The organism is Arthrobacter sp. 05T410, assembly GCF_056396505.1.
Window position 1 is genome coordinate 53,812 of record NZ_JBFTLP010000012.1, and the last position, 25,016, is coordinate 78,827.

Annotated in this window: 21 protein-coding genes; 16 read left to right on the forward strand and 5 right to left on the reverse strand. The window is 66.1% G+C overall.

Annotated features, from left to right (window positions below; translation table 11 throughout):
• Window positions 1–152 precede the first annotated feature (152 nt).
• On the forward strand, window positions 153–1,694 hold the full coding sequence (locus tag AC1DFR_RS15125; RefSeq protein WP_476850338.1) for an ABC transporter permease: 1,542 nt from the start codon (window positions 153–155) through the stop codon (window positions 1,692–1,694).
• Between the two features lie 26 nt (window positions 1,695–1,720).
• Window positions 1,721–2,839 (forward strand): ABC transporter permease, encoded by a 1,119-nt coding sequence (locus AC1DFR_RS15130; protein WP_476850371.1) that lies wholly within the window; start codon window positions 1,721–1,723, stop codon window positions 2,837–2,839.
• Window positions 2,840–2,863: 24 nt separating this feature from the next.
• Here the strand turns inward: AC1DFR_RS15130 and AC1DFR_RS15135 are convergent, their stop codons facing one another.
• Window positions 2,864–3,493: a PH domain-containing protein gene (locus AC1DFR_RS15135; RefSeq protein WP_476873780.1), complete on the reverse strand. Its 630-nt coding sequence runs from the start codon at window positions 3,491–3,493 to the stop codon at window positions 2,864–2,866.
• A 77-nt stretch (window positions 3,494–3,570) separates the two neighbouring features.
• Here AC1DFR_RS15135 and AC1DFR_RS15140 point away from each other — a divergent pair, with 77 nt between their 5' ends.
• The 5 genes from AC1DFR_RS15140 (at window position 3,571) to AC1DFR_RS15160 (ending at window position 11,216) form a co-directional block, all read left to right on the forward strand.
• Window positions 3,571–5,397 carry an ABC transporter ATP-binding protein gene (locus AC1DFR_RS15140; RefSeq protein WP_230007107.1) on the forward strand — a complete coding sequence of 609 codons (1,827 nt, stop codon included), beginning with the start codon at window positions 3,571–3,573 and terminating at the stop codon, window positions 5,395–5,397.
• Between the two features lie 304 nt (window positions 5,398–5,701).
• Window positions 5,702–7,342, forward strand: a complete 1,641-nt coding sequence (locus tag AC1DFR_RS15145; RefSeq protein ID WP_476850340.1) for a peptide ABC transporter substrate-binding protein — start codon at window positions 5,702–5,704, stop codon at window positions 7,340–7,342.
• A 223-nt stretch (window positions 7,343–7,565) separates the two neighbouring features.
• Window positions 7,566–8,495 carry an ABC transporter permease gene (locus tag AC1DFR_RS15150; RefSeq protein WP_230007109.1) on the forward strand — a complete coding sequence of 310 codons (930 nt, stop codon included), beginning with the start codon at window positions 7,566–7,568 and terminating at the stop codon, window positions 8,493–8,495.
• Complete coding sequence (locus AC1DFR_RS15155) at window positions 8,485–9,483, forward strand: ABC transporter permease (protein WP_230007110.1); 999 nt, start codon at window positions 8,485–8,487, stop codon at window positions 9,481–9,483. The genes AC1DFR_RS15150 and AC1DFR_RS15155 overlap by 11 nt, the downstream gene beginning before the upstream one ends.
• Window positions 9,484–9,494: 11 nt before the next feature.
• Complete coding sequence (locus AC1DFR_RS15160) at window positions 9,495–11,216, forward strand: ABC transporter ATP-binding protein (RefSeq protein ID WP_223913888.1); 1,722 nt, start codon at window positions 9,495–9,497, stop codon at window positions 11,214–11,216.
• Between the two features lie 191 nt (window positions 11,217–11,407).
• On the opposite strand, the gene AC1DFR_RS15165 is transcribed toward AC1DFR_RS15160, so the two are convergent.
• Window positions 11,408–12,340 (reverse strand): SGNH/GDSL hydrolase family protein, encoded by a 933-nt coding sequence (locus tag AC1DFR_RS15165; RefSeq protein WP_476873781.1) that lies wholly within the window; start codon window positions 12,338–12,340, stop codon window positions 11,408–11,410.
• A gap of 282 nt (window positions 12,341–12,622) precedes the next feature.
• On the opposite strand from AC1DFR_RS15165, the gene typA reads away from it, so the two are divergent.
• The 3 genes from typA (at window position 12,623) to AC1DFR_RS15180 (ending at window position 16,003) form a co-directional block, all read left to right on the forward strand.
• Window positions 12,623–14,551, forward strand: coding sequence for a translational GTPase TypA (gene typA, locus AC1DFR_RS15170; RefSeq protein WP_079550304.1), 1,929 nt, complete (start codon window positions 12,623–12,625; stop codon window positions 14,549–14,551).
• Window positions 14,552–14,578: 27 nt separating this feature from the next.
• Window positions 14,579–14,965, forward strand: coding sequence for a hypothetical protein (locus AC1DFR_RS15175; protein WP_476873782.1), 387 nt, complete (start codon window positions 14,579–14,581; stop codon window positions 14,963–14,965).
• A 228-nt stretch (window positions 14,966–15,193) separates the two neighbouring features.
• Complete coding sequence (locus AC1DFR_RS15180; RefSeq protein WP_476873783.1) at window positions 15,194–16,003, forward strand: type IV toxin-antitoxin system AbiEi family antitoxin domain-containing protein; 810 nt, start codon at window positions 15,194–15,196, stop codon at window positions 16,001–16,003.
• Window positions 16,004–16,651: 648 nt separating this feature from the next.
• On the opposite strand, the gene AC1DFR_RS15185 is transcribed toward AC1DFR_RS15180, so the two are convergent.
• On the reverse strand, window positions 16,652–16,900 hold the full coding sequence (locus tag AC1DFR_RS15185; protein WP_476873784.1) for a putative acetyltransferase: 249 nt from the start codon (window positions 16,898–16,900) through the stop codon (window positions 16,652–16,654).
• A gap of 150 nt (window positions 16,901–17,050) precedes the next feature.
• Between AC1DFR_RS15185 and fdxA the strand changes: the two genes are divergently transcribed.
• The 5 genes from fdxA to AC1DFR_RS15210 all read left to right on the forward strand — a co-directional run bounded on the left by fdxA (window position 17,051) and on the right by AC1DFR_RS15210 (window position 21,559).
• Window positions 17,051–17,377: a ferredoxin gene (gene fdxA / locus AC1DFR_RS15190; RefSeq protein WP_028275689.1), complete on the forward strand. Its 327-nt coding sequence runs from the start codon at window positions 17,051–17,053 to the stop codon at window positions 17,375–17,377.
• Between the two features lie 12 nt (window positions 17,378–17,389).
• A complete protein-coding gene (gene dapC / locus AC1DFR_RS15195; RefSeq protein WP_476873785.1) occupies window positions 17,390–18,538 on the forward strand; it encodes a succinyldiaminopimelate transaminase in 1,149 nt (382 codons plus the stop codon).
• Between the two features lie 228 nt (window positions 18,539–18,766).
• Complete coding sequence (locus AC1DFR_RS15200) at window positions 18,767–20,050, forward strand: citrate synthase (protein WP_028275687.1); 1,284 nt, start codon at window positions 18,767–18,769, stop codon at window positions 20,048–20,050.
• 178 nt (window positions 20,051–20,228) lie between these two features.
• Window positions 20,229–20,900, forward strand: a complete 672-nt coding sequence (locus AC1DFR_RS15205) for a TetR/AcrR family transcriptional regulator (RefSeq protein WP_476873786.1) — start codon at window positions 20,229–20,231, stop codon at window positions 20,898–20,900.
• A 47-nt stretch (window positions 20,901–20,947) separates the two neighbouring features.
• Window positions 20,948–21,559: a hypothetical protein gene (locus tag AC1DFR_RS15210; protein ID WP_028275685.1), complete on the forward strand. Its 612-nt coding sequence runs from the start codon at window positions 20,948–20,950 to the stop codon at window positions 21,557–21,559.
• A gap of 81 nt (window positions 21,560–21,640) precedes the next feature.
• Here the strand turns inward: AC1DFR_RS15210 and AC1DFR_RS15215 are convergent, their stop codons facing one another.
• Together AC1DFR_RS15215 and dapD are read right to left on the reverse strand one after the other, a co-directional pair.
• The gene (locus tag AC1DFR_RS15215) at window positions 21,641–22,492 is read right to left on the reverse strand and encodes a hypothetical protein (protein ID WP_476855764.1); all 852 of its coding nucleotides are present in this window, start codon (window positions 22,490–22,492) and stop codon (window positions 21,641–21,643) included.
• A 111-nt stretch (window positions 22,493–22,603) separates the two neighbouring features.
• Entirely contained in the window at window positions 22,604–23,626 is a 1,023-nt protein-coding gene (gene dapD, locus AC1DFR_RS15220) for a 2,3,4,5-tetrahydropyridine-2,6-dicarboxylate N-succinyltransferase (RefSeq protein WP_476873787.1), read from the reverse strand.
• A gap of 210 nt (window positions 23,627–23,836) precedes the next feature.
• Here dapD and dapE point away from each other — a divergent pair, with 210 nt between their 5' ends.
• Window positions 23,837–24,934 (forward strand): succinyl-diaminopimelate desuccinylase, encoded by a 1,098-nt coding sequence (gene dapE, locus AC1DFR_RS15225; protein ID WP_476873802.1) that lies wholly within the window; start codon window positions 23,837–23,839, stop codon window positions 24,932–24,934.
• Window positions 24,935–25,016: the final 82 nt, after the last annotated feature.

Consider the following 25,016-nt stretch of genomic DNA (forward strand, 5'->3'; position numbering starts at 1 on the left):
AAGGCGTCGGGACCACAGCTTCTTCGGTCCCGGCGCCTTTCTGGCGACATCCCTGACGATGCCGTGGTCCCGCCGCCACATCGGCGGGAACCGGCCAAACTCCGCGACCGGTCCGGGCAATCCCTGGGCCCGAATTCCGAGGTTCTATTCCAATGGTGACCTACATCTTCCGGCGGCTCGTGACTGCCGCCCTCATCCTTCTCGGTGCGTCTTACCTCGTATATCTCCTGACAGCGGCGTCCGGCGATCCCCTCGAGGAATTCCGCGCCAACCCCACGCCCCAGAAGCAGCAGCTCATGGACGCGAGGACCGAGCTCTTGCAGCTGGACACCCCGGCCCCGCTGCGGTACTTCAAATGGTTCGGCGGCGCTGTCCAGTGCCTCGTTCCGTTCGCCAACTCCTGTGACCTCGGGAAAAACATCGCCGGTCAGCCCATCACCGAGGCCCTCGGCTTCGCGCTCGTCCAGACCCTGACCCTCGTCACCGCGGCAACGGTGCTCGCCATCCTGATCGGCATCACCCTGGGCATCGTCACCGCCCTGCGGCAGTACAGCACCCTGGATTACGGCGTGACGTTCATGGCCTTCCTGTTCTTCTCACTGCCGATCTTCTGGGTCGCCGTCCTGCTCAAGGAATTCGGCGCCATCGGCTTCAACGACTTCCTGCGGAACCCCGACGTGCCGCTGCCCGCGGCCCTCGGGATCGGCGTCGTCGTCGGCGCAGTGACAGCCGTCGCGGCGGGCGGGACCATGCGGCGCCGGCTGCTGGCCGGCGCCGTCGCCTTCGCCTTCGTCACCGCGGTGCTCATTTACTTCTCCGCCACCGAATGGTTCAAGACCCCGGGCATGGGCCCCGTGGTCATCGCCATCGCCGGTGTCGGCATCGCGTTCGCCGTGACCCTGCTCTCCGCCGGGCTGAAAAACCGCAAGGCCCTGCAGTCGGCCCTCATCGCCGTCGGCGTCGGAGTCGTGCTCTACTTCCTCCTTCAGCCGCTGCTCAACGAGGCTACGTTCCTGATGATCGTGCTCCTGGCGGTCGCCTTCGTCCTGATCGGCATGGGCATCGGCTACCTGGTGGGCGGCTACGACCGCGGGCAGTCCATGCGGGCGGCAGCCATCACCTCGTTCCTGGTCGGCTTCCTGATCCTGCTGGACCGGTACATGCAGGCGTGGCCCAGCTACTTCAACAACAGCCGTGTGCGCGGCCGGCCGATCGCCACCATCGGTGCCAGCACGCCGAACATCCAGGGCGACTTCTGGGTCCTGAGCCTTGACTCCTTCACCCACCTGATCCTGCCCACCCTGGCCCTGATCCTCATTTCACTGGCCAGCTACACCCGCTTCACCCGGGCCTCGATGCTCGAAATCATGAACATGGACTACATCCGCACGGCCCGGGCCAAAGGCCTGAGCGAGCGGACCGTCATCATGCGCCACGCCTTCCGCAACGCCCTGATCCCGATCGCCACGATCGTGGCCTTCGACATTGGGGCGCTGATCGGCGGTGCCGTCATCACCGAAACCGTCTTCTCGGTCCGCGGCATGGGCTTCCTGTTCCTGGACGGGATCGCGCACACCGATCCCAACCCGGTCATGGGCGTCTTCATCTGCGTGGCCATCACGGCCATGGTCTTCAACCTCATCGCGGACCTCGCCTACTCCGCACTGGATCCGCGCGTAAGGGTAAAAGCATGAGCCAACCAAGTCAGCAGGAAGTAATCATGGCCGAAGACGAAGCCTCGCGGATATCAGCCGCGGCCGGCGTTGAGCCGGTCCTTGAGGCCAAAGGTCTCAGCCAGGGCCAGATCGTCCGGAAGCGTTTCCTCGGACACTCCGGCGCCATTATCGGCCTCGTGGTGTTCGCCTTCATTTTCATCCTGGCCTTCACCTCGGTGGGTTACCTGGGAATCCCCGGCTGGTGGAAGTACTCCCACACGCAAGTCTCGCCACTGGTCAACGGCGGCGCACCGACCTCCTCGCTGTGGCCGCTGGCCTGGGGCGAACATCCGTTCGGCCAGGACCGGATCGGCCGCGACCTCTTCGCCATGACCATGCGCGGCGCGCAGCAGTCCATCACCATCATGATCGTGATCGGCCTCATCGCCGGCCTGATCGGCGTCGTGGTCGGTGCCATCTCCGGGTACTTCCGCGGCTGGTCCGAGGCCATCCTGATGCGCCTGACCGACGTCATCATCATCATTCCGGCCCTGTTGCTGGCCGCCGTCATGGCCGCCCTCGCCGGCCGCCGGGACCAGGGGAGCTGGTTCGCCTCCTTCGCCAGCACCAACGGCGTCCTGGCCCTCGGAATCTTCCTGGGCCTGATCAGCTGGGTCGCCTTGGCCCGACTGATGCGCGGCGAATTCCTGTCCCTGCGCGAACGTGAGTTCGTGGATGCGGCCCGGATTTCCGGCGCCAGCAACGCCAGGATCATCTTCAAGCACATCCTGCCCAACGCCGTCGGCGTGCTGATCGTGAACGTGACCCTGACCATGTCCGCCGCGATCCTCACCGAAACGGCGCTGAGCTACCTCGGCGTCGGCGTCAAGGCCCCGGACACGTCGCTGGGCCTGCTCATCTCCCAGAACCAGCAGGCCTTCGCCACACGGCCCTGGCTCTTCTGGTTCCCGGGCATGTTCATCGTGCTCATTTGCCTCAGCATCAACTTCATCGGCGACGGCCTGAGGGACGCCTTTGACCCACGGCAGAAGAAGTTCAATGCCAAGAAGGCGGCCGATCATGGGGGTGCCGCGGTGCAGGCAGGTACCGTCACCGGACTTGGCGCCTCGGCGCCTGAGGATCCCCGCAACGACGGGCCGGCTGACGGAACACGGGGCCAGTAGATGCCGGCCCCGTGCAGGACCGCTCTAACCGGCGGTAATCGCCAGGTAGCTTGCCGCCAGGAGAAGTACGACGGCGCCAATCGCCACCCAGCGGACGGTCACCGTTGCCGCGGTGCTGGCGGCGTCGCCGGCGGCGAGCTGCCCGCCTTCCACGAGGTCATGCCACCGGGCCCGCACCAGCATGGCAGCCTGGCCGGAATCCGTGGTCTTCAGATCTCCCGGACGGACCGACTTGCCGGGACCGTAGGTGGTTGCCGGCAGGCCGTGGAGGTCCTCCGGGCGGGCATGGCGGCCGCCCCAGATGCCGGGGGCCGGCGCGGCCCAGGAGGTGTAGCTCTTCCGGGCGGTGACCAGCGTCAGCGCAAAACGGGTATCGACGTGCACCAGCGCTGCCCACGGCACCTCAATCGAGCGGAACGGATTCTCCAGGGTGACGCCGGCATCGTGGACTACAACGGACGGCATCCAGAACAGTTGCCAGCCCATGAAGGCAATGAAGGCCAGCGGGGCGATGCCGCCCAGCGCCCCCGGACCCGCCGTGACGACCGTGACCACGACACCGAACGCGGCCACCGCCCAGGACAGCAACGCGAACCACTTGTTGGTTCGTGCTTTGAAGACTTCAACATTTCCGGCGTGCGGCGTAGAGCTCATGCCCCCAATAATTCAGTATTCCGAGCCGCAGCACTAATCCCCAGTGCACCGGCGGCCCGGGCGGAAGGTAGCCCATCATGACTGACTTCATCACCCTCGATCCGCCGGCGTCACCTGTGCCTGGCAAAGGCGAACCTGTCCTGGAGGTCCGGGATCTCAGCGTGGATTTCGGCGTGGACAAGAAATGGGTCCCGGCAGCGATCGGCCTGAACTACGAGGTCCGGGCCGGCGAAGTGCTCGCCATCGTGGGGGAGTCCGGCTCCGGAAAGAGCGCCAGTTCGATGGCGCTGCTGGGCCTGCTGCCGAGTAACAGCCGTGTGACAGGAAGTGTCAAGCTTGCCGGCCGTGAGCTGCTGGGGAGCAATGAGGCCAATATCCGCGCGGTACGCGGCAAGGACGTCGCGGTGATCTTCCAGGAGCCGATGACGGCCCTGAACCCGGTGTACACCGTGGGGTCGCAGATCGTCGAAACTGTGCGTCTGCACAATGAAGTTTCCCCGGAAGAAGCCCGGCTCCGGGCCCTGCGCATGCTGGAACTTGTCGAACTGCCCGATCCGGAGAAGGCCTTCCGGTCTTACCCGCACCAGCTTTCCGGCGGCCAGCGCCAGCGCGCCATGATCGCGCAGTCGCTCTCCTGCGACCCGAAGCTGCTCATTGCCGATGAGCCGACCACGGCCCTCGACGTGACCGTCCAGGCCGAAATCCTTGACCTCATGCGCAACCTGCGGAACAAACTGGACAGCGCCATTGTGCTCATCACCCACGACATGGGAGTGGTGGCCGACCTCGCCGACCGGATCGCCGTCATGCGCAAGGGCCTGATCGTGGAGACGGGCACGGCAGCGCAGATCTTCCACAACCCGCAGCACGAGTACACCAAGGCGCTGCTGGCTGCGGTCCCACACCTGGGCCAGGGCGGCGCGGATTCCACGGCGGACGTGGACGTCACCGCCGCCCTCGCGGCCGCGACCCACGTCGAGATCCTCTCCATTCCTGAAGACGAGCTGATCCGGCGCGAGCGCGAAAACGCCGCCGCCCTGGCCGCGGCCGAAGCGGCCAAGCCGAAGGGCGAGCCGGTCCTGGAGCTCACCGATGTCGCCATCGAGTACCCGAAGCAGGGCCGGGTGCCGGCCTTCCGTGCCGTGGAAGGGGCCAACCTGGTCATCTATCCCGGACAGGTGGTCGGTCTCGTCGGCGAGTCCGGCTCCGGAAAGACCACCATCGGCCGGGCCGCCGTCGGCCTGCTGCCGGTGGCGGCAGGCACCATGCGGGTAGTCGGGCAGGACATTTCCGCCGCCAAGCGGAACGGCCGGCAGCTCCACGAGATGCGCCGGCATGTCGGCATGGTGTTCCAGGATCCGTCGTCGTCCCTGAACCCCCGGCTGCCCATCGGGGAAAGCATCGGGGAGCCGATGTTCCTGGCACGGGCCGCGAAGGGCGCCGACCTGCAGCGGCGGATTGAGGCGCTGCTGGACCAGGTCGAGCTGCCGCGCGACTACCGCAACCGCTACCCGCACGAGCTCTCCGGCGGCCAGAAGCAGCGCGTGGGGATCGCGCGGGCCCTCTCGCTCAAGCCCAAGCTGATGGTCGCCGACGAGCCCACCTCCGCCCTCGACGTCTCAGTCCAGGCCAAGGTGCTCGATCTCTTCCAGAACCTGCAGAAGGAACTGGGGTTCGCCTGCCTCTTCGTCACCCATGACCTCGCGGTGGTGGACGTGCTCGCGGACCGGATCTGTGTCATGCAGCGCGGCAGGATCGTGGAGCAGGGGACCCGCGACCAGATCCTCCGCAATCCCCAGGAGCCCTACACCCAGCGGCTTTTGGCGGCGGTTCCGCTGCCGGATCCGGACAAGCAGCGCGAGCGCCGCGAACTGCGCGCGCAGCTGCTGTCAGGGGCCAGCTGAGGCTTCCTGGAGGGGGTTGGAACAGGGGCCAAAACCGGCAGATTCCAGTTAAGGGCGAGTAACCCAGGTCACACCGCGGGCGAATACTACCAGCCGGTAGCGTGTGACTTGAAATACACTCCGCTTGACGTTACTCGTCATGAGATTGTCGGATCACGGTTTGGCAACAGAGTTCCAACATTTGGACGGTTTAGGGCTAGGCTACTTCCATATGTAGGCCACGTCACAGGGGATACCCCTGTGCCTGCTTACGGGGAAGCATAAGTTTTTCCCTCACGAACTCCCACAACTCATAGGAGGCGGAATGCGTTTTTCGCGCACTTCCAAAGCACTGGGCATGGTGGCTATCGCCGCCCTCGCCCTGACCGGATGCGGTGCCAGCGGCTCCGCAACCGGTAGCGGCAGTACCGGCGGCGACACCAGCAAAGTGATCCTCGCCGACGGCTCCGAACCCCAGCGTCCCCTCATGCCCGCCGACACCAACGAAGTCGGCGGTGGCAAGGTCATCGACATGATCTTCGCGGGTCTGGTCAGCTACGACCCCAGCGGCAAGCCGGTCAACGAACTCGCCGAGTCCATCGAGGGCAAGGACGGCCAGCACTTCACCATCAAGGTCAAGAAGGACCAGAAGTTCACGAACGGCGAGGCCATCACGGCCAAGTCCTTCGTCGATTCCTGGAACTTCGGCGCCGCAGCCAAGAACGCCCAGCTCAGCGGTGGCTTCTTCGAAAGCATCAAGGGCTACGACGAAGCCAGCGCAGAGGGCTCCACGGTTGAGACCATGTCCGGCCTGAAGGTCGTTGACGACCAGACGTTCACCGTCGAACTGAAGCAGCCGGAATCTGACTGGCCGCTTCGCCTTGGCTACACCGCGTTTGTTCCGGTTCCCTCCGGTGCCCTGAAGGACCCGAAGGGCTTCGGCGAGAAGCCGGTCGGCAACGGCCCGTACAAGCTCGCGGACGGCGGCTGGCAGCACAACGTGCAGATCCAGCTCGTTCCGAACCCGGACTACAACGGCCCGCGCAAGGCCAAGAACGCCGGCGTGACGTTCAAGATCTACCAGAACGACGACTCGGCGTACCAGGACCTGATGTCCAACAACCTGGACATCCTGCAGACCATCCCGACCAGCGCGCTGAAGAACTTCAAGTCTGACCTCGGCGACCGCACCATCAACAAGCCGTACGCCGGCAACCAGACCATCGCCATCCCGGAATACCTGCCGGAATGGAGCGGCGAGGCCGGCAAGCTGCGCCGCCAGGCGATCTCCATGGCGATCAACCGCGAAGAGATCACCAAGGTGATCTTCAACGGCGCACGCCAGCCCGCCAAGGACTTCACGGCACCTGTGCTTGACGGCTACAGCGACTCGATCGCCGGAGCCGAGAACCTGACTTTCAACGCCGACAAGGCCAAGGAAGCCTGGGCCAAGGCTGACGCCATCCAGAAGTGGGACGCGAACAAGACGTTCACCATTGCCTACAACGCTGACAAGGGCGGACACAAGGCCTGGGTTGAGGCAGTAGTCAACCAGCTCAAGAACACGCTCGGCATCAAGGTTGAAGGCAAGCCGTACGCCACCTTCAAGGAAGCCCGCAACGACGCCACCGCCAAGACCCTCACCGGCTCCATCCGTGCCGGCTGGCAGGCAGACTACCCGTCGCTGTACAACTTCCTCGGCCCGATCTACAAGACCGGTGCCGGCTCCAACGACGCCAACTACGCCAACCCGACGTTCGACAAGGCCATCTCTGACGGCCTGAACGCCGCGTCGGTCAGCGACGGCAACAAGGCCATGAACAAGGCCCAGGAGATCCTCCTGACGGACCTGCCGGCCATCCCCCTGTGGTACCAGGTTGCCCAGGGCGGCTGGAGCGACAAGGTCACCAACGTCGACTACGGCTGGGACGGCGTCCCGCTGTACTACAACGTAACCGGTAAGTAACAACAAAACGACGGCGGGGGCCGCCCATACTGGGGCCTCCGCCGTCGTCGTGTTTCCCCTCCATTTATTTTCTTGATGCCCGGCTCTTTCGGGCGAACTTTTCGCAGCCCTGCCGCCGTGAGCAAACCGGCGCCGGCCTGCATCCATAGTGAAAAGGTTCTTTGATGAACAACTCCGCCGCATCCCTGGACAGGATGCCTGCCAACGAGGGTGTGACTCGCTGATGTCGACATACATCCTCAAGCGTTTCCTGCAACTGATTCCCGTCTTCCTGGGCGCAACACTGCTGGTCTATTTCCTGGTCTTCAGCCTGCCCGGTGACCCCATCGTGGCCCTGTTCGGCGACAAGCCGGTGAACGAGGCGGTCGCAGCCAAGCTGCGCATGCAGTACCACCTGGACCAGCCGTTCTGGATGCAATACCTGCTTTACCTCAAGAGCATCTTCACGTTCGACCTCGGCCAGGACTTCTCCGGACGCCCCATCGCCGCCGTGCTCGGCGAGGTCTTCCCCGTCACGGCGCGGCTGGCCATCATGGCGCTGATCTTCGAGGCCTTTTTCGGCATCATCTTCGGCCTCATCGCCGGCCTGCGCAAGGGCAAGCTCTTTGACGCCACGGTCCTGATCTTTTCGCTGATCGTAATCGGCATCCCGATCTTCGTCCTCGGCTTCCTGCTGCAGTTCACCATCGGAGTCCAGCTCGGCTGGGCCAAACCGACCGTCAGCTCTGCGGCGACCATCCCGGACCTCATCCTGCCGGCGATCGTGCTGGGACTGGGATCGTTCGCCTACGTCCTGCGCCTGACCCGCACGTCCGTCATCGAAAACATGAACGCCGACTATGTGCGCACCGCCACCGCCAAGGGCCTCTCCCGGTTCCAGGTGGTCCGCGTCCACATCCTGCGCAACTCCCTGATTCCCGTCATTACCTTCCTGGGCGCCGACCTAGGTGCCTTGATGGGCGGGGCAATCGTCACGGAAGGAATCTTCAACGTTCCGGGCGTAGGCAACCGGCTCTACCGGGCCGTGTTGTCCGGCGAAGGGCCCACGGTGGTCTCGATCGTCACCGTCCTGGTGCTGATCTACTGCCTCTCCAACCTGCTCGTTGACCTGCTTTACGGCTGGCTTGACCCGAGGATCCGTTATGACTCCTGATAACACCACCACCACCGCACGGCACGCCGATTCGCGCCGCCCGGCCCGCCGGACCGTGCACTTCGTGGCCGATGTCTCCGAGACTCCGCTCCAGGTAACGGACCGGGTCAAGGACGAAGCCGCACCGCTAAGCCTGTGGGGTGAGGCCTGGAAGAACCTGCGCAAGCAGCCGCTCTTCATCATCTCCGTGTTCCTGATCCTCGTGGTCGTGGCGGTGTCGCTCTTCCCGGGGCTCTTCTCGCCGATCGACCCGACCTCGGAGGCCTGCCAGCTGGCCAACTCCGACGCCGGCCCCGCCGCGGGCCACCCGCTGGGCTTCACCCAGTTGGGCTGCGACGTCTACGCCCGCGTTATCTTCGGTACGAGGTCCTCGGTGACCGTGGGCCTGTTGACCACCATCGGCGTGCTGCTGATCGGTGGCATCATGGGTGCCGTCGCCGGCTATTACGGCGGCTGGATCGACTCGGTCCTGGCCCGCATCAATGACATCTTCTTCGCCCTTCCCCTGATCCTGGGCGCGATCGTGCTGATGCAGCTGCCGATGTTCCGGGCTAACAAGACCGTGTGGACGCTGGTGCTCATCCTGATCATCTTCGGCTGGCCGCAGATTGCCCGCATCACCCGCGGCGCCGTCGTTGAGGTCCGGAACGCCGACTTCGTCACGGCCGCCCGGTCGCTGGGCGTCTCGAAGTTCGGCGCCCTCATGCGCCACGTCCTGCCGAACTCGCTGGCTCCGATCATCGTCGTGGCCACCATCTCCCTGGGAACGTTCATCGTGGCCGAGTCCACGCTGTCCTTCCTCGGCATCGGGCTGCCGGCCAGCGTCATGTCCTGGGGCAATGACATCGACGCGGCAAAGGCTTCCCTCCGGTCCAACCCGATGCCACTGATCTACCCGGCCATCGCGCTGTCCATCACCGTCCTGAGCTTCATCATGCTGGGCGATGCCCTGCGTGATGCCCTCGATCCCAAAGCCCGCAAGCGATGAAAGGGGACACCATGAGCGCCTCTGTTGACTTCCAGGAAGCTGAGTACGCCACTGAGCGCCCGCTGCTTGAAATCAAGGACCTGGCCATCGGGTTCACCACCAGCAACGGCGAGGTCAACGCCGTCCGCAACGCCCACCTCACCGTCATGCCGGGCGAAACCGTCGCGATTGTGGGCGAGTCGGGCTCCGGCAAGTCCACCACCGCGCTGGCTGCTATCGGCCTGCTCCCGGGCAACGGGCGGGTCGCGGCAGGCCAGATCCTGTTCGATGGCGAGGACATCTCCAACGCCAGCGAAAAGCGGATGATCGAACTGCGCGGCAACAGCATCGGCATGGTCCCGCAGGACCCGATGTCCAACCTGAACCCGGTGTGGAAGATCGGCGACCAGGTCCGCGAGACGCTGAAGGCCAACGGACTCCCGAGCGGCCCCGACGACGTCGCCAAGGTCCTTTCCCAGGCCGGGCTGCCCGACGCCGGAAGCCGCGCCAAGCAGTACCCCCACGAGTTCTCCGGCGGCATGCGCCAGCGCGCGCTGATCGCGATCGGGCTCGCCTGCCAGCCGCGCCTGCTCATCGCGGACGAGCCGACCTCGGCGCTCGACGTGACCGTGCAGCGCCAGATCCTCGATCACCTGGACAAGATGACCACGGAACTGGGCACCGCGGTGCTGCTGATCACGCACGACCTCGGCCTCGCCGCCGAGCGTGCTGATCAGGTGGTGGTCATGTACCGCGGCCAGGTTGTCGAATCCGGACCCTCGCTGGAGCTGCTGCAGAACCCGCAGCACCCGTACACCCAGCGGCTGGTCGCCTCGGCGCCGTCGCTGGCGTCCCGGCGCATCCAGGCGGCCAAGGAACTCGGCGTGGAAACCGACGACATGCTCGCCCCGAGCGAGACCGGCGTGGTTGAGCCGGCCAAGTCCGACGACGTCCTGCAGATCCAGAACCTCAGGAAGGTCTTCAAGCTGCGTTCGGGCCTGGGCAAGTCCACGGACTTCACCGCCGTCGACGACATCTCCTTCAACGTCAAGCGGGGAACCACGACGGCGATCGTGGGGGAGTCGGGTTCCGGCAAGTCCACGGTGGCGCAGATGGTCCTGAACCTCCTGACGCCGACCTCCGGCAAGATCATCTTCGACGGCGTGGACACCTCCACGCTGAACAGCAAAGAGCTCTTCGCCTTCAGGCGCCGTGTACAGCCGATCTTCCAGGACCCGTACGGGTCCCTGGACCCGATGTACAACATCTTCCGGACCATCGAGGAACCGCTGCGGACCCACAAGATCGGGGACAAGGCCAGCCGCGAGAAGAAGGTCCGGGAATTGCTGGACCAGGTGGCGCTGCCGCAGTCCACCATGCAGCGGTACCCCAACGAGCTCTCCGGCGGCCAGCGCCAGCGGGTCGCGATCGCCCGCGCCCTGGCTCTGGACCCCGAAGTGATCATCTGCGACGAGGCCGTCTCGGCACTGGATGTGCTGGTGCAGGCGCAGGTGCTGAACCTGCTCGCCGAACTGCAGTCCCGGCTCGGCCTGACCTACCTGTTCATCACCCACGACCTCGCGGTGGTCCGGCAGATCGCCGACCGCGTGTGCGTCATGGAGAAGGGCAAGCTGGTGGAAACAGGCTCGACGGACGACGTCTTCGAGTCGCCGCAGCAGGACTACACCCGGGCGCTGCTCAACGCCATCCCCGGCGCCGGCCTCATGCTGCCGCCGGAAATGGACGTGGCCTGAGCGGCCGCTTCCTGAGGGCTTGAAGAAGTCCGCCGCCGGCAGCGCTTAGCGGTTGGCAGTACAGGAGCCGGTGTCCTCCCTTCGGGGCGGACACCGGCTCCTTTGTTGTGCTGTGGCCCGGCGCTGGCGGTGCCTGCGCCGGTGGGACAAGCCTGCGCCGGCGGTGCCTGCGCCGGTGGGACAAACCTGCGTTAGTGGGACAATCCGGCGAGCATGCCGGGGTCGGCATAGTCAAACCCCAGGGACTGCAGCCGCTGGCCGAAAACGGCGCCCAGGGCCGCGTGGCCCTGCCGGTTCAGGTGGACCCGGTCCGCCATCGAGCCCGTCAGGTTGTACCGGGTGAGCCAGTCGCCTGCGCTGACGAACGACAGCCCGTGATGGTCCGCCACCCGCCCCAAAAGCGCGTCCACCTCGCTCCGGCGTCCTCCGCCGTAGTGGGCGCCGCGCCCGAGTGTGCCGACCATGAGTATCCGGGCAGCGGGGTAACGCTGCTGGATGCTGGCGATCAGCCGTTCCGCGTTGGAGACGATCTGCGCATCGGAGGCGCCGCGTGCGGCATCGTTCCCGCCGCCTTCGATCACCACGAGGGGAGGAGTGCCGTACGGGAGTTTCCAGTCGCCGCGCTGAAGCGCGTCGATGTAGTTGCCGGTCTTGCCGTTGGACGCCACGAAACCGGTGCCGCCCCGGCCACAGAAGAAGACTTTGTACCCAGCAGCGGCCAGGCCCTGCCTGGGCCAGCCGTAGGAAGGTTCCGATTGCGAGTCGCCAATCAGCACGGCGACATTGCTGGTGTCCTTGACGATGATCTCGTTGCGGCCGTTGGCAGGATTGCGGTAGGTCGAGCCGCTCGGCAGTGCGGCGGGGTCGATGGTGGACCCGATGCGCGTCTTCGCCGCGGACCCGGCCGCGACCGGGACTCCGGCGCCAACGGCCGCTCCGGCCCCGCTGCCGGTCAGTGGCGTGCCCACAGCTCCCAACTCTGATGATCCAGCGTCGGAAGAGCCCACTTCGGAAGAGCCCGCGTCGGGCGCAGGTGAATAAGAGGTCTGTCCGCAGCCGCCAAGAACCACGCCGGTGGCGATCATCATTGCGACGAAGCGGGACAGGGCCGAGGCGTTTCGCATGAATGTCTCCGGGCTTGCTTGCTGCTATCAGAGCAATGATGGTGCATGGGCGCTGGAAAATCCAGTGACTTTACTCACACGTGATAGACCATTTCCGTGCGCCCGTCCTGCTCTGGCGACAGCGCGGACGCTGGTCACCGATCCGCATTTTAGGCCAATAAATGACCTAGCGTTTAGAATGGTCGTAGGTGCCCTGTGCCAAAGGGACTTATCTGTCGTGCGTTCCGGTTGGAAATGTCGCGATACCACAGCTGACTTCACCACTGAATCGAGCAATAACGCATGTCTGAAACCACCACCAACACCGCGGTAGCCACTGCATCGCGCAGTGACCTGCGCAACGTCGCGATCGTGGCCCACGTTGACCACGGCAAGACCACGCTGGTCGACGCCATGCTCAAGCAGACCAACTCCTTTGCCGAGCACAACCACCTCGAAGACCGCGTCATGGACTCCGGTGACCTGGAACGCGAAAAGGGCATCACCATCCTGGCCAAGAACACCACGGTGGCCTACAACGGACCGTCCTCCAACGGCGAAACCATCACCATCAACGTCATCGACACCCCCGGCCACGCCGACTTCGGTGGCGAGGTGGAGCGCGGCCTGTCCATGGTCGACGGCGTCGTCCTCCTCGTCGATGCCTCTGAGGGCCCGCTGCCCCAGACCCGCTTCGTGCTGCGTAAGGCCCTCGCCGCGCACCTGCCGGTGATCCTCCTGGTCAACAAGACCGACCGCCCCGACGCGCGGATCGAAGAAGTTGTCCACGAATCCATGGACCTGCTCCTGGGCCTGGCCTCCGACCTCGCCGACGAAGTTCCGGACCTCGACCTGGACAAGATCCTGAACGTGCCGGTTGTTTACGCCGCCGCCAAGGTCGGCCGCGCCTCCCTCGAGCAGCCCGCCGACGGCAGCGCCCCGGAAAACGAAGACCTCGAGCCGCTCTTCCGGGCCATCATCGAGCACATCCCGGCCCCGACCTACAACCCGAACGGTGTCCTGCAGGCACACGTCACCAACCTGGACGCCTCACCGTTCCTGGGCCGCCTGGCGCTGCTGCGCATCTACAACGGCACCCTGCGCAAGGGCCAGACCGTGGCCTGGGCACGCGCCAATGGCGAGCTCAAGAACGTCAAGATCACCGAACTTCTCGCGACCAAGGCACTGGACCGCGTCCCGGCTGAGTCCGCTGGCCCGGGCGAGATCGTCGCCGTCGCCGGCATCGAGGAGATCACCATCGGTGAGACCCTGACCGACGCCGAGAACCCGCAGCCGCTGCCGCTGATCACTGTTGACGACCCGGCCATCTCCATGACCATCGGTATCAACACCTCCCCGCTGGCCGGCAAGGTCAAGGGCGCCAAGGTCACGGCCCGCCAGGTCAAGGACCGCCTCGACAAGGAACTGATCGGTAACGTCTCCATCAAGGTTCTCCCCACCGAGCGTCCCGACGCCTGGGAAGTCCAGGGCCGTGGCGAGCTTGCACTGGCCATCCTGGTCGAGCAGATGCGCCGCGAAGGCTTTGAGCTGACCGTCGGCAAGCCGCAGGTGGTTACCAAGACCGTCGACGGCAAGGTCCACGAGCCGATGGAACACATGACCATCGACGTGCCCGAAGAGTACCTCGGCGCCGTCACCCAGCTGATGGCAGCCCGCAAGGGCCGCATGACCAACATGGCCAACCACGGCACCGGCTGGTGCCGCATGGAGTTCATCGTTCCGGCCCGCGGCCTGATCGGGTTCCGCACCAAGTTCCTCACGGACACCCGCGGCGCCGGCATCGCCGCCTCCATCTCCGAAGGCTACGAGCCGTGGGCCGGCCCCATCGAATACCGCACCAACGGTTCGATGATCGCCGACCGCGCCGGTGTTGTGACCCCGTTCGCCATGATCAACCTGCAGGAACGCGGATCCTTCTTCGTCAAGCCCACCTCCGAGGTGTACGAGGGCATGATCGTGGGCGAGAACTCCCGCGCCGACGACATGGACGTGAACATCACGAAGGAAAAGAAGCTCACCAACATGCGTGCAGCTTCCTCGGACACCTTCGAGAACCTGACGCCCCCGCGCGACCTGACCCTCGAAGAGTCCCTCGAATTCGCCCGCGAAGACGAGTGCGTTGAGGTTACCCCGGATTCAATCCGTATCCGCAAGGTCATCCTGGACACCAACGAGCGTGCCAAGGCCAACCGCGCCCGCGCCAAGGTCTGATCCCGGTCTCCGGGCTTCAGCCACAACGTGATTAAGAGAGCTGCCGGTACGGCAGGCGGCATTGCCGCCGCCGTGCCGGCAGCTCTTTTTGTTGCCCTGGCCGGCACCGCCCTGCACCGCCACGATCTGGTCCTGGGCGGAGTGGACGTCCCGTGGGGCGCCGTCGCTGCGCTCGTGCTGCTGGGCTCGGTCCAGCTGTGGCTGGGGGCGGCATTCCGTTCTGTCATCCCGACGGCGGCTTGCGGAGTCCTCTGCTACGCGCTGATTGGCTGGTGGTCCACCCTGGAAACGGGCAAGCGCCTGGTCACCGGCGACGCCGCGGGCAATATCTGGGTCTTCGGCATCGCAGGCATCACCGTGGCCATGCTCGCCTGGTGCCGGCGCTACAGGAGGCCGGCCGGCCAGGACCGGTGACGACGGGCCAGGACCGGACCGCCCTGCCCGGCTCCCCACGGGACATGCCCATTTTTCGGGCGCTCGAGTGGGCGCAATGGCATTATGTCCGGCCCCGGGTTGGTGCGCGGGACATGCCCCCCCTCATGGTCGGACCTGTCCGGCACCGCCCCCATCCGGCCGGTGCAGTTTTCCACATAGTGCGGGATCCGACTTCCAGAGCGCAGAGTGCGGCTCCACCATGGGTGAATGGCCAACGTCATCGAGGTGCTCTCGAATTACGACGGCGTCGCCCGCGCCAAATACATTGCCGCCGCGGGGGTCTCCGATTTTCAGCTCAAGTCCGCGATGGACTCGGGAGCCGTGTCACGCGTGGCCCGCGGCGTCTATGCGTTGCCCGGTGCAGACGCGCAGCTGATCGCCATACGCTCGCTTCCGGCGGAACCGGCGTGCATCACCGCGGCACACTTCAGCGGGCTGTGGGTCCTTGAAGCCCCGGCCCAGCCGCACGTTGCCCTCACCCACAGCAGGAGCTACCAGGGCTTCGTGTGCCACCGGGCGCCCGCCCCGCCGACACTCCTGGACACGGTCATCCAATGCTTGCGCTGCCTACCCGAACCTCACGGGCTGATCATCGCCGAATCCGCCGTCGTGCTGAAGGGACTCCCGCTGGGTTCATTGCGTCAGCGGCTCGATGGCCGGAACGACACCCGGGAGCGCCGGATCGTGTCGGCGATTGTCCCGCAGTCGCAGTCGCTCATTGAGTGCCTGGCCCGGTTCCTGCTGCGGCGGGCCGGCTTCCATGTTGAATCGCAGGTCAACGTTCCAGGGATGGGACACCTGGACCTGATGGTCGACGGCCGTCTCGGCATCGAGACTGACGGGCCGGGATTCCACATGGACAGGGCCAGCTTCGAGGAAGACCGGCGGCGTTGGAACGTCACCACGCGCCGGGGAATCCCGACTCTTGTTGTGACGTACCCGCTGTTGAGGGACCACCCCGAGGATTTCATCGCTATGGTCCGCGAAGCCCTGAACAGGCTATCTGCCGCCGCCTAGAGTCAGACTCCACGTCCGGCTTCGTGTGCCCTTGCGATGCGGTTCGGCACTCTGGGCCTGCACTCTGATCCTGCACCGCGCCCAGCCACCGCTGAAATTGTCCCGTGCTCTTTCATTGCACCACTGGACATGTCCCTTGTTCTGTTGGTTTACCGCTGGACATGTCCCTTGTTCTGTTGGTTTACCGCTGGACATGTCCCTTGTTCTGTTGGTTTACCGCTGGACATGTCCCTTGTTCTGTTGGTTTACCGCTGGACATGTCCCTGGCTCCGTCGATTCACCACTGGACATGTCCCGCGCTGGGTGGCGGCGATGAGCACGGTGTCGAAATGTCCATCTCCAGCAGCGAGGGGAGTGCATGTCCATTGATGGCCGGAGGTGGGGCTGGACATGTGCGTGGTTGGCCAGCAGGGGAGGGCATGTCCATTGGTGGCCGGGGGTGGGGCTGGACATGTGCGTGGTTGGCCAGCAGGGGAGGGCATGTCCATTGGTTGGCCGGGGGTGAGGCTGGGCATGTGCGTGGTTGGCCAGCAGGGGAGGGCATGTCCATTGGTTGGCCAGGTGCGGAGGGCATGTCCAGTGGTCAGGTGGTGCGGAGGGCATGTCCCCGGGGCGCAACCACCGACGCGCCCACCCCAGAACCGCCCGTCAGCGCTCCTGCACCCGCGGGGCGCGGCGCGGCGGGGGCGGCGGGACTTCCTTGGCTGCCACGACAAGGGGGAGGGCAATGACGACGTCGGAGCGGCGGGTGCGGACGGTGCATACGCCGTCGGCACGGTCCACGAGCTCGCCGAGGGCATCCGTCAGGCCGCCCTCGATCCTGTACCGGACCACAACGCGGGTGCCGAGCGGGGCGGCGGAGAGAAACTGCTGGGGCAAGGGCAAAGGCGAGCTCATCAGATCATCGTAAGACGCGGAGCATGTGTGACGTCCGGCTAGGTTCGCGGGAACAGGCTGGGAGATAATAGGCTCAGAAGTCAGCAGCCCGGCTCAGGGCCTGGAAATCATCCGGCCGGTCGCCGGAACCAACGTGGAGAGGCCAGGGACGTGACGTACGTAATCGCGCAGCCGTGTGTAGATGTCAAAGACAAGGCATGTATTGAGGAGTGCCCCGTCGATTGCATTTACGAGGGTGAGCGTTCCCTGTACATCCACCCCGACGAGTGCGTGGACTGCGGTGCCTGTGAGCCGGTCTGCCCCGTGGAGGCGATCTACTACGAGGACGACACCCCCGAAGAATGGGCCGACTACTACAAGGCCAACGTCGAGTTCTTCGACGAACTCGGGTCCCCGGGCGGCGCCGCGAAGGTTGGGAACACCCACACCGACCACCCCATGATCGCCGCCCTGCCGCCGCAGAACCAAGAGAACTAGGACGGCGCTACGGTGACATCCGCGGTGCGCACCTTCGGCCTGAGCCTGCCCGATTACCCGTGGGAGGCCATGGCGCCGTATCTCGCCACGGCAGCCCGGCACCCGGCAGGAGCCGTCAACCTTTCAATCGGAACCCCGGTGGACGCGACGCCGGCCCTCATCCAGGACGCACTGCGCGCCGCCGCGGACGCCCCCGGCTATCCCACAGTGCACGGGACGCCGGCCCTGCGGGAAGCCATCGCCGGCTGGTTTGCGCGCCGGCGCGGCGTCCCCGGGCTCGACCCGCAGAATGTGATGCCAACGGTGGGTTCCAAGGAACTCGTCGCGTGGCTGCCGTTCCTGCTCGGCCTGAAGCTGGGCGACGTCGTCGTCCGGCCCACGGTTGCGTACCCCACCTATGACATCGGGGCCACCTTCGCCGGTGCGGAGCAGGTCGCCGCGGACGACCTTGACGAGCTCGACGCCGGCACCCGGGCCCGCGTGCGCCTGGTCTGGGTCAATTCACCGGCCAACCCCACCGGCAGCGTCCGGGACATCGCGTCGCTGCGGCGGATCGTCCGGCAGGCCCGCGAGCTCGGCGCCGTCGTCGCGTCCGATGAATGCTACGCCGAACTCGGCTGGGGGGAGTGGGACCTCCAGCGTGGCGGCGCCCCGGTCCCGAGCGTCCTGGATCCGCAGGTCGCAGAAGGCTCCCACGATGGCCTGCTCGCCGTCTATTCGCTGAGCAAACAGTCCAACGTGGCCGGTTACCGCGCGGCATTTGTCGCCGGCGATCCGGTGATCATGGCGAACCTGGTCAACAGCCGCAAGCACGCCGGGATGATTGTGCCCTATCCGGTCCAGGAAGCCATGCGCGTGGCCCTCGGCGACGACGCCCACGTCCAGGCCCAGAAGGACCTGTACCGGGGCCGTCGGGAACGGATCGTGCCCGCGCTCGAAGGTTTCGGCCTGACAATCCATGAATCGAGGGCGGGCCTTTATCTGTGGGCCACCGCCGGCGAGGCGACGTGGGACACCGTGGGCCGGCTCGCGGACCGCGGAATCGTCGTTGGCCCCGGGGTCTTCTACGGCGACGCCGGCAACGGGTTCATCCGGGTGGCGCTGACCGCCAGCGACGAAAGGATCGACGCCGCCGTCTCGCGGCTGGACCCGGAAGCGTAACAATGCTGTGACGCGTGCCACATGTGGCGTGTTTTTGGCGTTTTGCGGGCCCCCCGGATTAGTGCCACCCGCGAAGTGAAGGTACTTTTTAACTGACGATCAATGGTGGCTTTCCACAAGAAGGCAGCGCAGCCTTTGGAAATCCTGTCCGCACAGGATCCGCGGGCAGCTTCACCAGATGTTGGACCAGCTTTCGACAGAGGCCCCGATGCCTCATGAGGAGACTCCATGACTGAAACCACCAGCGCAACCCTGCGCCATGCCGGCGGCGAACTCGAACTCCCGCGCATCAAGGTTGTAGAAGGGAACGAAGGCTACGACGTTTCCAAGCTGCTGAAGCAGACCGGCGCCGTCGCCTTCGACCCCGGTTTCATGAACACCGCGGCCACCACCTCGGCCATCACCTACATCGATGGTGACGCCGGCATCCTGCGCTACCGCGGCTACCCGATCGAGCAGCTGGCCCAGCACTCGAGCTTCCTGGAAGTCTCCTACCTGCTGATCTACGGCAACCTGCCGACCCCCACCGAGCTGGAGTCCTTCGACCAGCGGATCCGCCACCACACCCTGCTGCACGAGGAGCTCAAGGGCTTCTTCAGCGGCTTCCCCCGTGACGCCCACCCGATGCCGGTGCTGTCCTCGGCCGTGTCGGCGCTGTCGACGTTCTACCAGGACTCGCTGGATCCGTTCAACGCCGAGCAGGTGGAGGTGTCCACCATCCGCCTCATGGCCAAGATGCCGGTCATCGCCGCCTACGCCCACAAGAAGTCGATCGGGCAGCCCATGCTGTACCCGGACAACTCGATGAACCTGGTGGAGAACTTCCTGCGCCTGAGCTTTGGCCTGCCGGCCGAGCAGTACGAGGTGGACCCGGTCATCGCCAAGGCCCTGGACCTGCTCCTGATCCTGCACGCCGACCACGAGCAGAACTGTTCGACGTCGACCGTCCGCCTGGTCGGTTCCTCGAACGCGAACCTGTTCGCCTCCGTCTCCGCCGGCATCAACGCCCTCTTCGGCCCCGCCCACGGCGGTGCCAACGAGGCCGTCCTGAAGATGCTGCGCCAGATCCAGGCCGACGGCATCAAGCCCGAGGACTACATGGAGAAGGTCAAGAACAAGGAAGACGGCGTCCGCCTCATGGGCTTCGGGCACCGCGTCTACAAGAACTACGACCCGCGCGCCAAGATCATCAAGGCCACGGCTCACGAAGTCCTGAGCAAGCTCGGCGGAAACGACGAGCTCCTCGACATCGCCATGCGCCTTGAAGAGAAAGCCCTGGGCGATGACTACTTCATCCAGCGCAAGCTCTACCCCAACGTGGACTTCTACACCGGCCTGATCTACAAGGCCATGGGTTTCCCGGAGAAGATGTTCACCGTGCTGTTCGCCATCGGACGCCTGCCGGGCTGGATCGCCCAGTGGCGCGAGATGATCAGCGACCCCAACACGAAGATCGGCCGCCCGCGCCAGCTCTACGTCGGCGAACCGGAACGCAACTACCCGTCGCTGTAGCCCGCCCGCCGGCCACGGCGCGCGATAGACAGTACGACGCCGGCCGCGCACCTTTTGCTGAGGTGCGCGGCCGGCGTCGTACTTATGGGGGCACCGTGCCGCTGTGACCCGCGCCACGTCCCCGCCGGGACCGGTGTGGCCCGGGGCGGCCGCGGCACGTACGTGCTAAAAAAGACCAGTGCCTAAATTTGTCGACGCCGTCATCCGGCGCCAGGAAATAGTTGACGCAGTCTTCAGGATCATCGCAACGGATGGCCTCGAGCGGGCCTCGCTGCGGGAAGTTGCCGATGAAGCGCAGCTGGCCGTCGGCTCGGTGCGGCACTACTTCGCCAGCAGCGACGAGCTATTGACCCACGCGTTCGCCGTGGTGGTGGACCGAATCGTCGGCCGCCTCACCGACGCGGACTCCCGGCTGGGCGATACGCCGCCGGTTTCAGGGGAGCAGCATGCGGCCGTCCTGGCACTGCTGGGTGAGTTTCTTCCGTTGGACGAGGAACGGGCGGTTGATGCCTGCGTCTGGATGGCCTTCAAGAATGCCGCCCGGACAAGGCCGTTCCTGGCCGTCGAGGCCGACCGCAGCCACCGGGCTGTGGCCGCCGTCGTGGGCGGGCTCATCCTGGGGCTGGCCGAGGCTGAAGGCGCTGACGCCGACCACGCGGCCGGCCTCGACCAGCAGGTGCTCGTCACCGAAGCGGAACTGCTGCTGGCAGTCCTCGACGGCCTGACGATGCACGCCCTCCTGCAGCCCGAGTGGATGACGGCCGTGATGTGCAAGGATGTGCTCGAAGCCCACCTGGCGGGCCTGAACCGACGGCTGGCGGCCGGGCAGCCAGCCGTTAACGCCTCATAACAACAGGAATAGACTGAGATCGTACGTCTTGCCAAGGAGGCAATTGGATGCACCACACCGGCGGACCAGGCTGGCGGATCACGATGGATACTTCTGGTCCCATGCTCATTGCCCTCTACGTTCGTGACGCCGCCGGCTTGGACACCGCGGGACACCCGGCGCTCTGCCATGCGGCACCGAAGATCCGCGCCTCGGACCACTCCCACCTGATCGCCGAGGTTGGCGGCCCGGCTGCGCTCAAGACCGAATGGGAGGCCTGGTGGGAACAGCTGCTGAAAGACCACCCGGAAATGTCCCCCGAGCTCTCCCCTCCGGGCTTCCGTGCGTTCAGCAATTCGCCGGCCCTCCGGCGCGTGCTGCAGGCCCACTTCGGGGCCGCTTTGACGTGGGCCCGGGAACGCCTCGCCGAATACGGAACCCTCGAGGCGGAGCGCGAAGCCAACGGCAACAACGAGCTGCTGGCCGACATGGTGGAGGACCGCCTGCTTGACGTGGGACGGGCTTCAAAGGATTTCGGCCTGACGATCATCGAGCTCCCGCTTGCGGAGCCGCGGGCCTGGTATCTCGAGCCCGATAAGATCATCATGAGCCACGAGCTGTTGTCCCAGCCGGAGCTGTTCCGCAGCTACGTGCAGCCGGTGGTCGATCTCCTCGTCTGAGCCCGCCCGGTGACGGCTGACCCCGCTGGCAACTGACCCCGTTGGCAACTGAGCCCGCTGCCAACTGACCCCCGGTAGCGGTCAGGTGCCGGGGGCGTCTGCGACGGTAACCCTGACCTGGCCGGCCGGGACTTGGGCCGGCTGCCAGCCGTCGCGGGACTGCCGGTTCCAGGCGCGGCCCTCGACCTCCACGCTGGTGATTTCGAGCTCCTTGGCGTTGGCCACGGCCCACTGGCCCACAGCCCAGGCCTGGGTTCCTTCGGCCTCGACGAGCAGGGTCCGGCCGTCGGTGGACGCCGTCACGTCCCCGAGTGCAGCGGTCAGCCCTGCGGTGACGGCGGCAGGATTCCCGGCGGCGTCGGGGGAGCGCAGCGAGCAGTCCAGGCCTGCGGGCGTCTGCCCGCTCAGGGCGGAGGCGAACGCGCGGGCCATCACCTCATGCTGGGCGTAGGCCTCCGGGTACGCCGAGCGCTGGACGCGCTGGGCGGCAACGGTGATATCGAGCGACTCGTACCCGGAAACCTCGACGAGGGCATCGTAGAACGCATTGCTGGCGTGGTACGGGTCCATCACCTGCGCCGTGGTGCCCCAACCCTGGGACGGCCGCTGCTGGAACAGTCCTCGGGAGTCGGGACCGGCCTGGTCGCCATGGCCGATGTTGCGCAGTTTGGATTCCTGCATCGAGGTGGCCAGCGCGATGCTGGCGGCCCGGGCCGGAAGTCCCCGCCGGACCGCGACGGCGGTGATGAGGGAGGCGTTGGCCGCCTGGTCGGTGGAGAGGTCATCGCCGCCGCTTCCCGTGGCCGTGCAGCGTTCGGTGATCAAGGTCTCCGACCGTTGCAGGAACGTCACCGCGGTGTAGATGCCGCCCGCGACCATCGCCAGGGTCAGCAGAAGGACAATCCGGCGCCGCCAGCTCCCTCGTCGTGCCACGAAAATACTCCCTCAGGCCCCTGCGGGCTGCGTCATCGGCTTTTTCGTCGGGGCGGGTCGGCCCCGCCCGCGCGGTCTTCGCCGCCCGCCATACCGTACCAGCCGGTGCGGTCAGTTGGCGTGCAGGGCCTCGTTGAGCTCCACCGTCTGGCCCTTGCGGGGGAGGACCTCAACCTCACCAGTGGTGGAATTGCGGCGGAAGAGCAGGTTCGGAACGCCGGAAAGGTCCACGGCCTTGACGATCCGGCTGGTGTCTTCGCCGTCGGCGTCCTTGGGGCCGATCACGCGCACACGGGTGCCGGCGGTGACGTAGAGGCCTGCCTCCACCACCGAGTCGTCACCGATGCTGATGCCCACACCGGAATTGGCGCCGAGGAGGACCCGCTCGCCGAGGGAGATCTTTTCCTTGCCGCCGCCGGAGAGGGTTCCCATGATCGAGGCCCCGCCGCCGACGTCGGACCCGTCGCCGGTGATGACGCCGGCCGAGATCCGGCCCTCGACCATGGAGGTACCCAGGGTTCCGGCATTGAAGTTCACGAAGCCCTCGTGCATGACCGTGGTGCCTTCGGCCAGGTGCGCACCGAGCCGGACCCGGTCGGCGTCGGCGATCCGGACGCCGGAGGGAACGACGTAGTCCACCATGCGCGGGAACTTGTCCACGCCGAAGACCGTGACGGCGCCGCGCTTGCGCAGGCGCGCCCGGGTCAGCTCGAAGTCCTCCACGGCTGCGGGGCCGAAGTTGGTCCACACCACGTTGGGAAGCTTGCCGAAGATGCCGTCAAGGTTGATGGTGTTGGGCTGGACGAGCCGGTGGGAGAGCAGGTGCAGGCGAAGGTAGGCGTCCGCCGTGTCCGCGGGTGCCGCATCCAGGTTGATCTGGGCGAAGACAACGATCTGCTCTGTGCCCCGGTCCGGGTCAATGCCGCTGGCGGCAATGTCGATCAGCGACTGGTCCGCGTTCTTCACGTCACGCAGGTCCTCCGCGGCGACTCCGAGCGCGGGCGCCGGAAACCACACGTCCAGCACGGTGGCGTCACCGTTGCGGGTGGACACGGTGGCCACCCCGTAGCCATAGGCAGAGCGGGCGTCAGAACGGGCGTCGGCGGGCACAGCGGAAGCAGCAGTTTCAGTCATGGCCCAAGTCTAACGAGAGGCCCGTCGGGCGCTGAAACTCATGACAACCCGATTGACACGCTGCAGGGGCCTCTTGACGCCTGGAAACGGCCCCTGCAGCGACTCAGGTGGGACGGGGAGGCAAACAGATAAGGTGGAACGGTGACCCCCACGAACCCGCGCACCCCTGCCAGTGCCACCGCCAGCGTCCCTGTCCGCACACCGGTCCATCTGGACCTCCGCCAGGACGTCGCCCTGCTCACGGCCGCCCTGATCGACATCAACAGCGTCTCCGGCAACGAGGGGGTCCTGGCCGACGCCGTGGAACATGCCCTCCGCCAGCTGCCGCAGCTGGAGCTGGTCCGCGACGGCGATTCGATCATCGCCCGCACCAACCTGGGCCGGGCCGAGCGCGTCATCCTGGCCGGCCACCTGGACACCGTGCCGTTGCCCACCACCGAGGGCTCGCTGGGGACCGTGCCGGCGTACTGGCCCTCCGGGGCCCCTGGAGAGGGGATCCTCTACGGCCGCGGCGCCACTGACATGAAGGGCGGCGTCGCCGTGCAGCTGGCGCTGGCGGCCACCATGTTCGACGGCGGAGCGGAACCAGGCAAGGACGTCACGTTCGTCTTCTACGACCACGAGGAGGTCGAGGCCGTAAAGAGCGGCCTGGGCCGTCTGGTGCGCAATCACGGCTCCCTGCTCGGCGGGGACTTCGCGATCCTGCTCGAGCCGACCGACGGGACGGTGGAGGGCGGCTGCAACGGCACCAGCCGCTTCGAAGTGACCACGAACGGCGAGGCTGCCCACTCGGCCCGGGCCTGGATGGGCAGCAATGCCATCCACGCCGCGGCCCCGATCCTGGCCCGGCTGGCGGCGTATGAGCCGCAGACCGTGACGGTTGACGGCCTGGACTACCGCGAAAGCCTCAACGCCGTGAAGATCCACGGCGGCACGGCCGGGAACGTCATTCCGGACAAGTGCGTCGTGGAAATCAACTACCGCTTCGCGCCGGACAAGACCCCGGACGGAGCCGAGGCCGTCGTGCGCGAACTGCTGGACGGTTTCGACGTCATGCGCACCGACAGCGCGGCCGGCGCGAGGCCGGGCCTGCACCACCCCGCGGCGGCGTCCTTCGTCGCCGCCGTCGGCGCGGAGCCGAAGCCCAAGTACGGCTGGACCGACGTCGCACGCTTCAGTGAACTGGGCATCCCCGCGGTGAACTTTGGACCCGGCGATGCTCTGCTGGCGCACAAGGACAACGAACACGTCGAGGCGGACGCCATCCGCGAATGCCTGCGGGCGCTGCGGACCTGGCTGAGCGCCTAGCAAAGCCCAGGAACCAACGCCCAGGACACCACGACCAGGAAACAAGGCAGGAAACAAGGCGTAACGCACAAAGGGTCCGGAA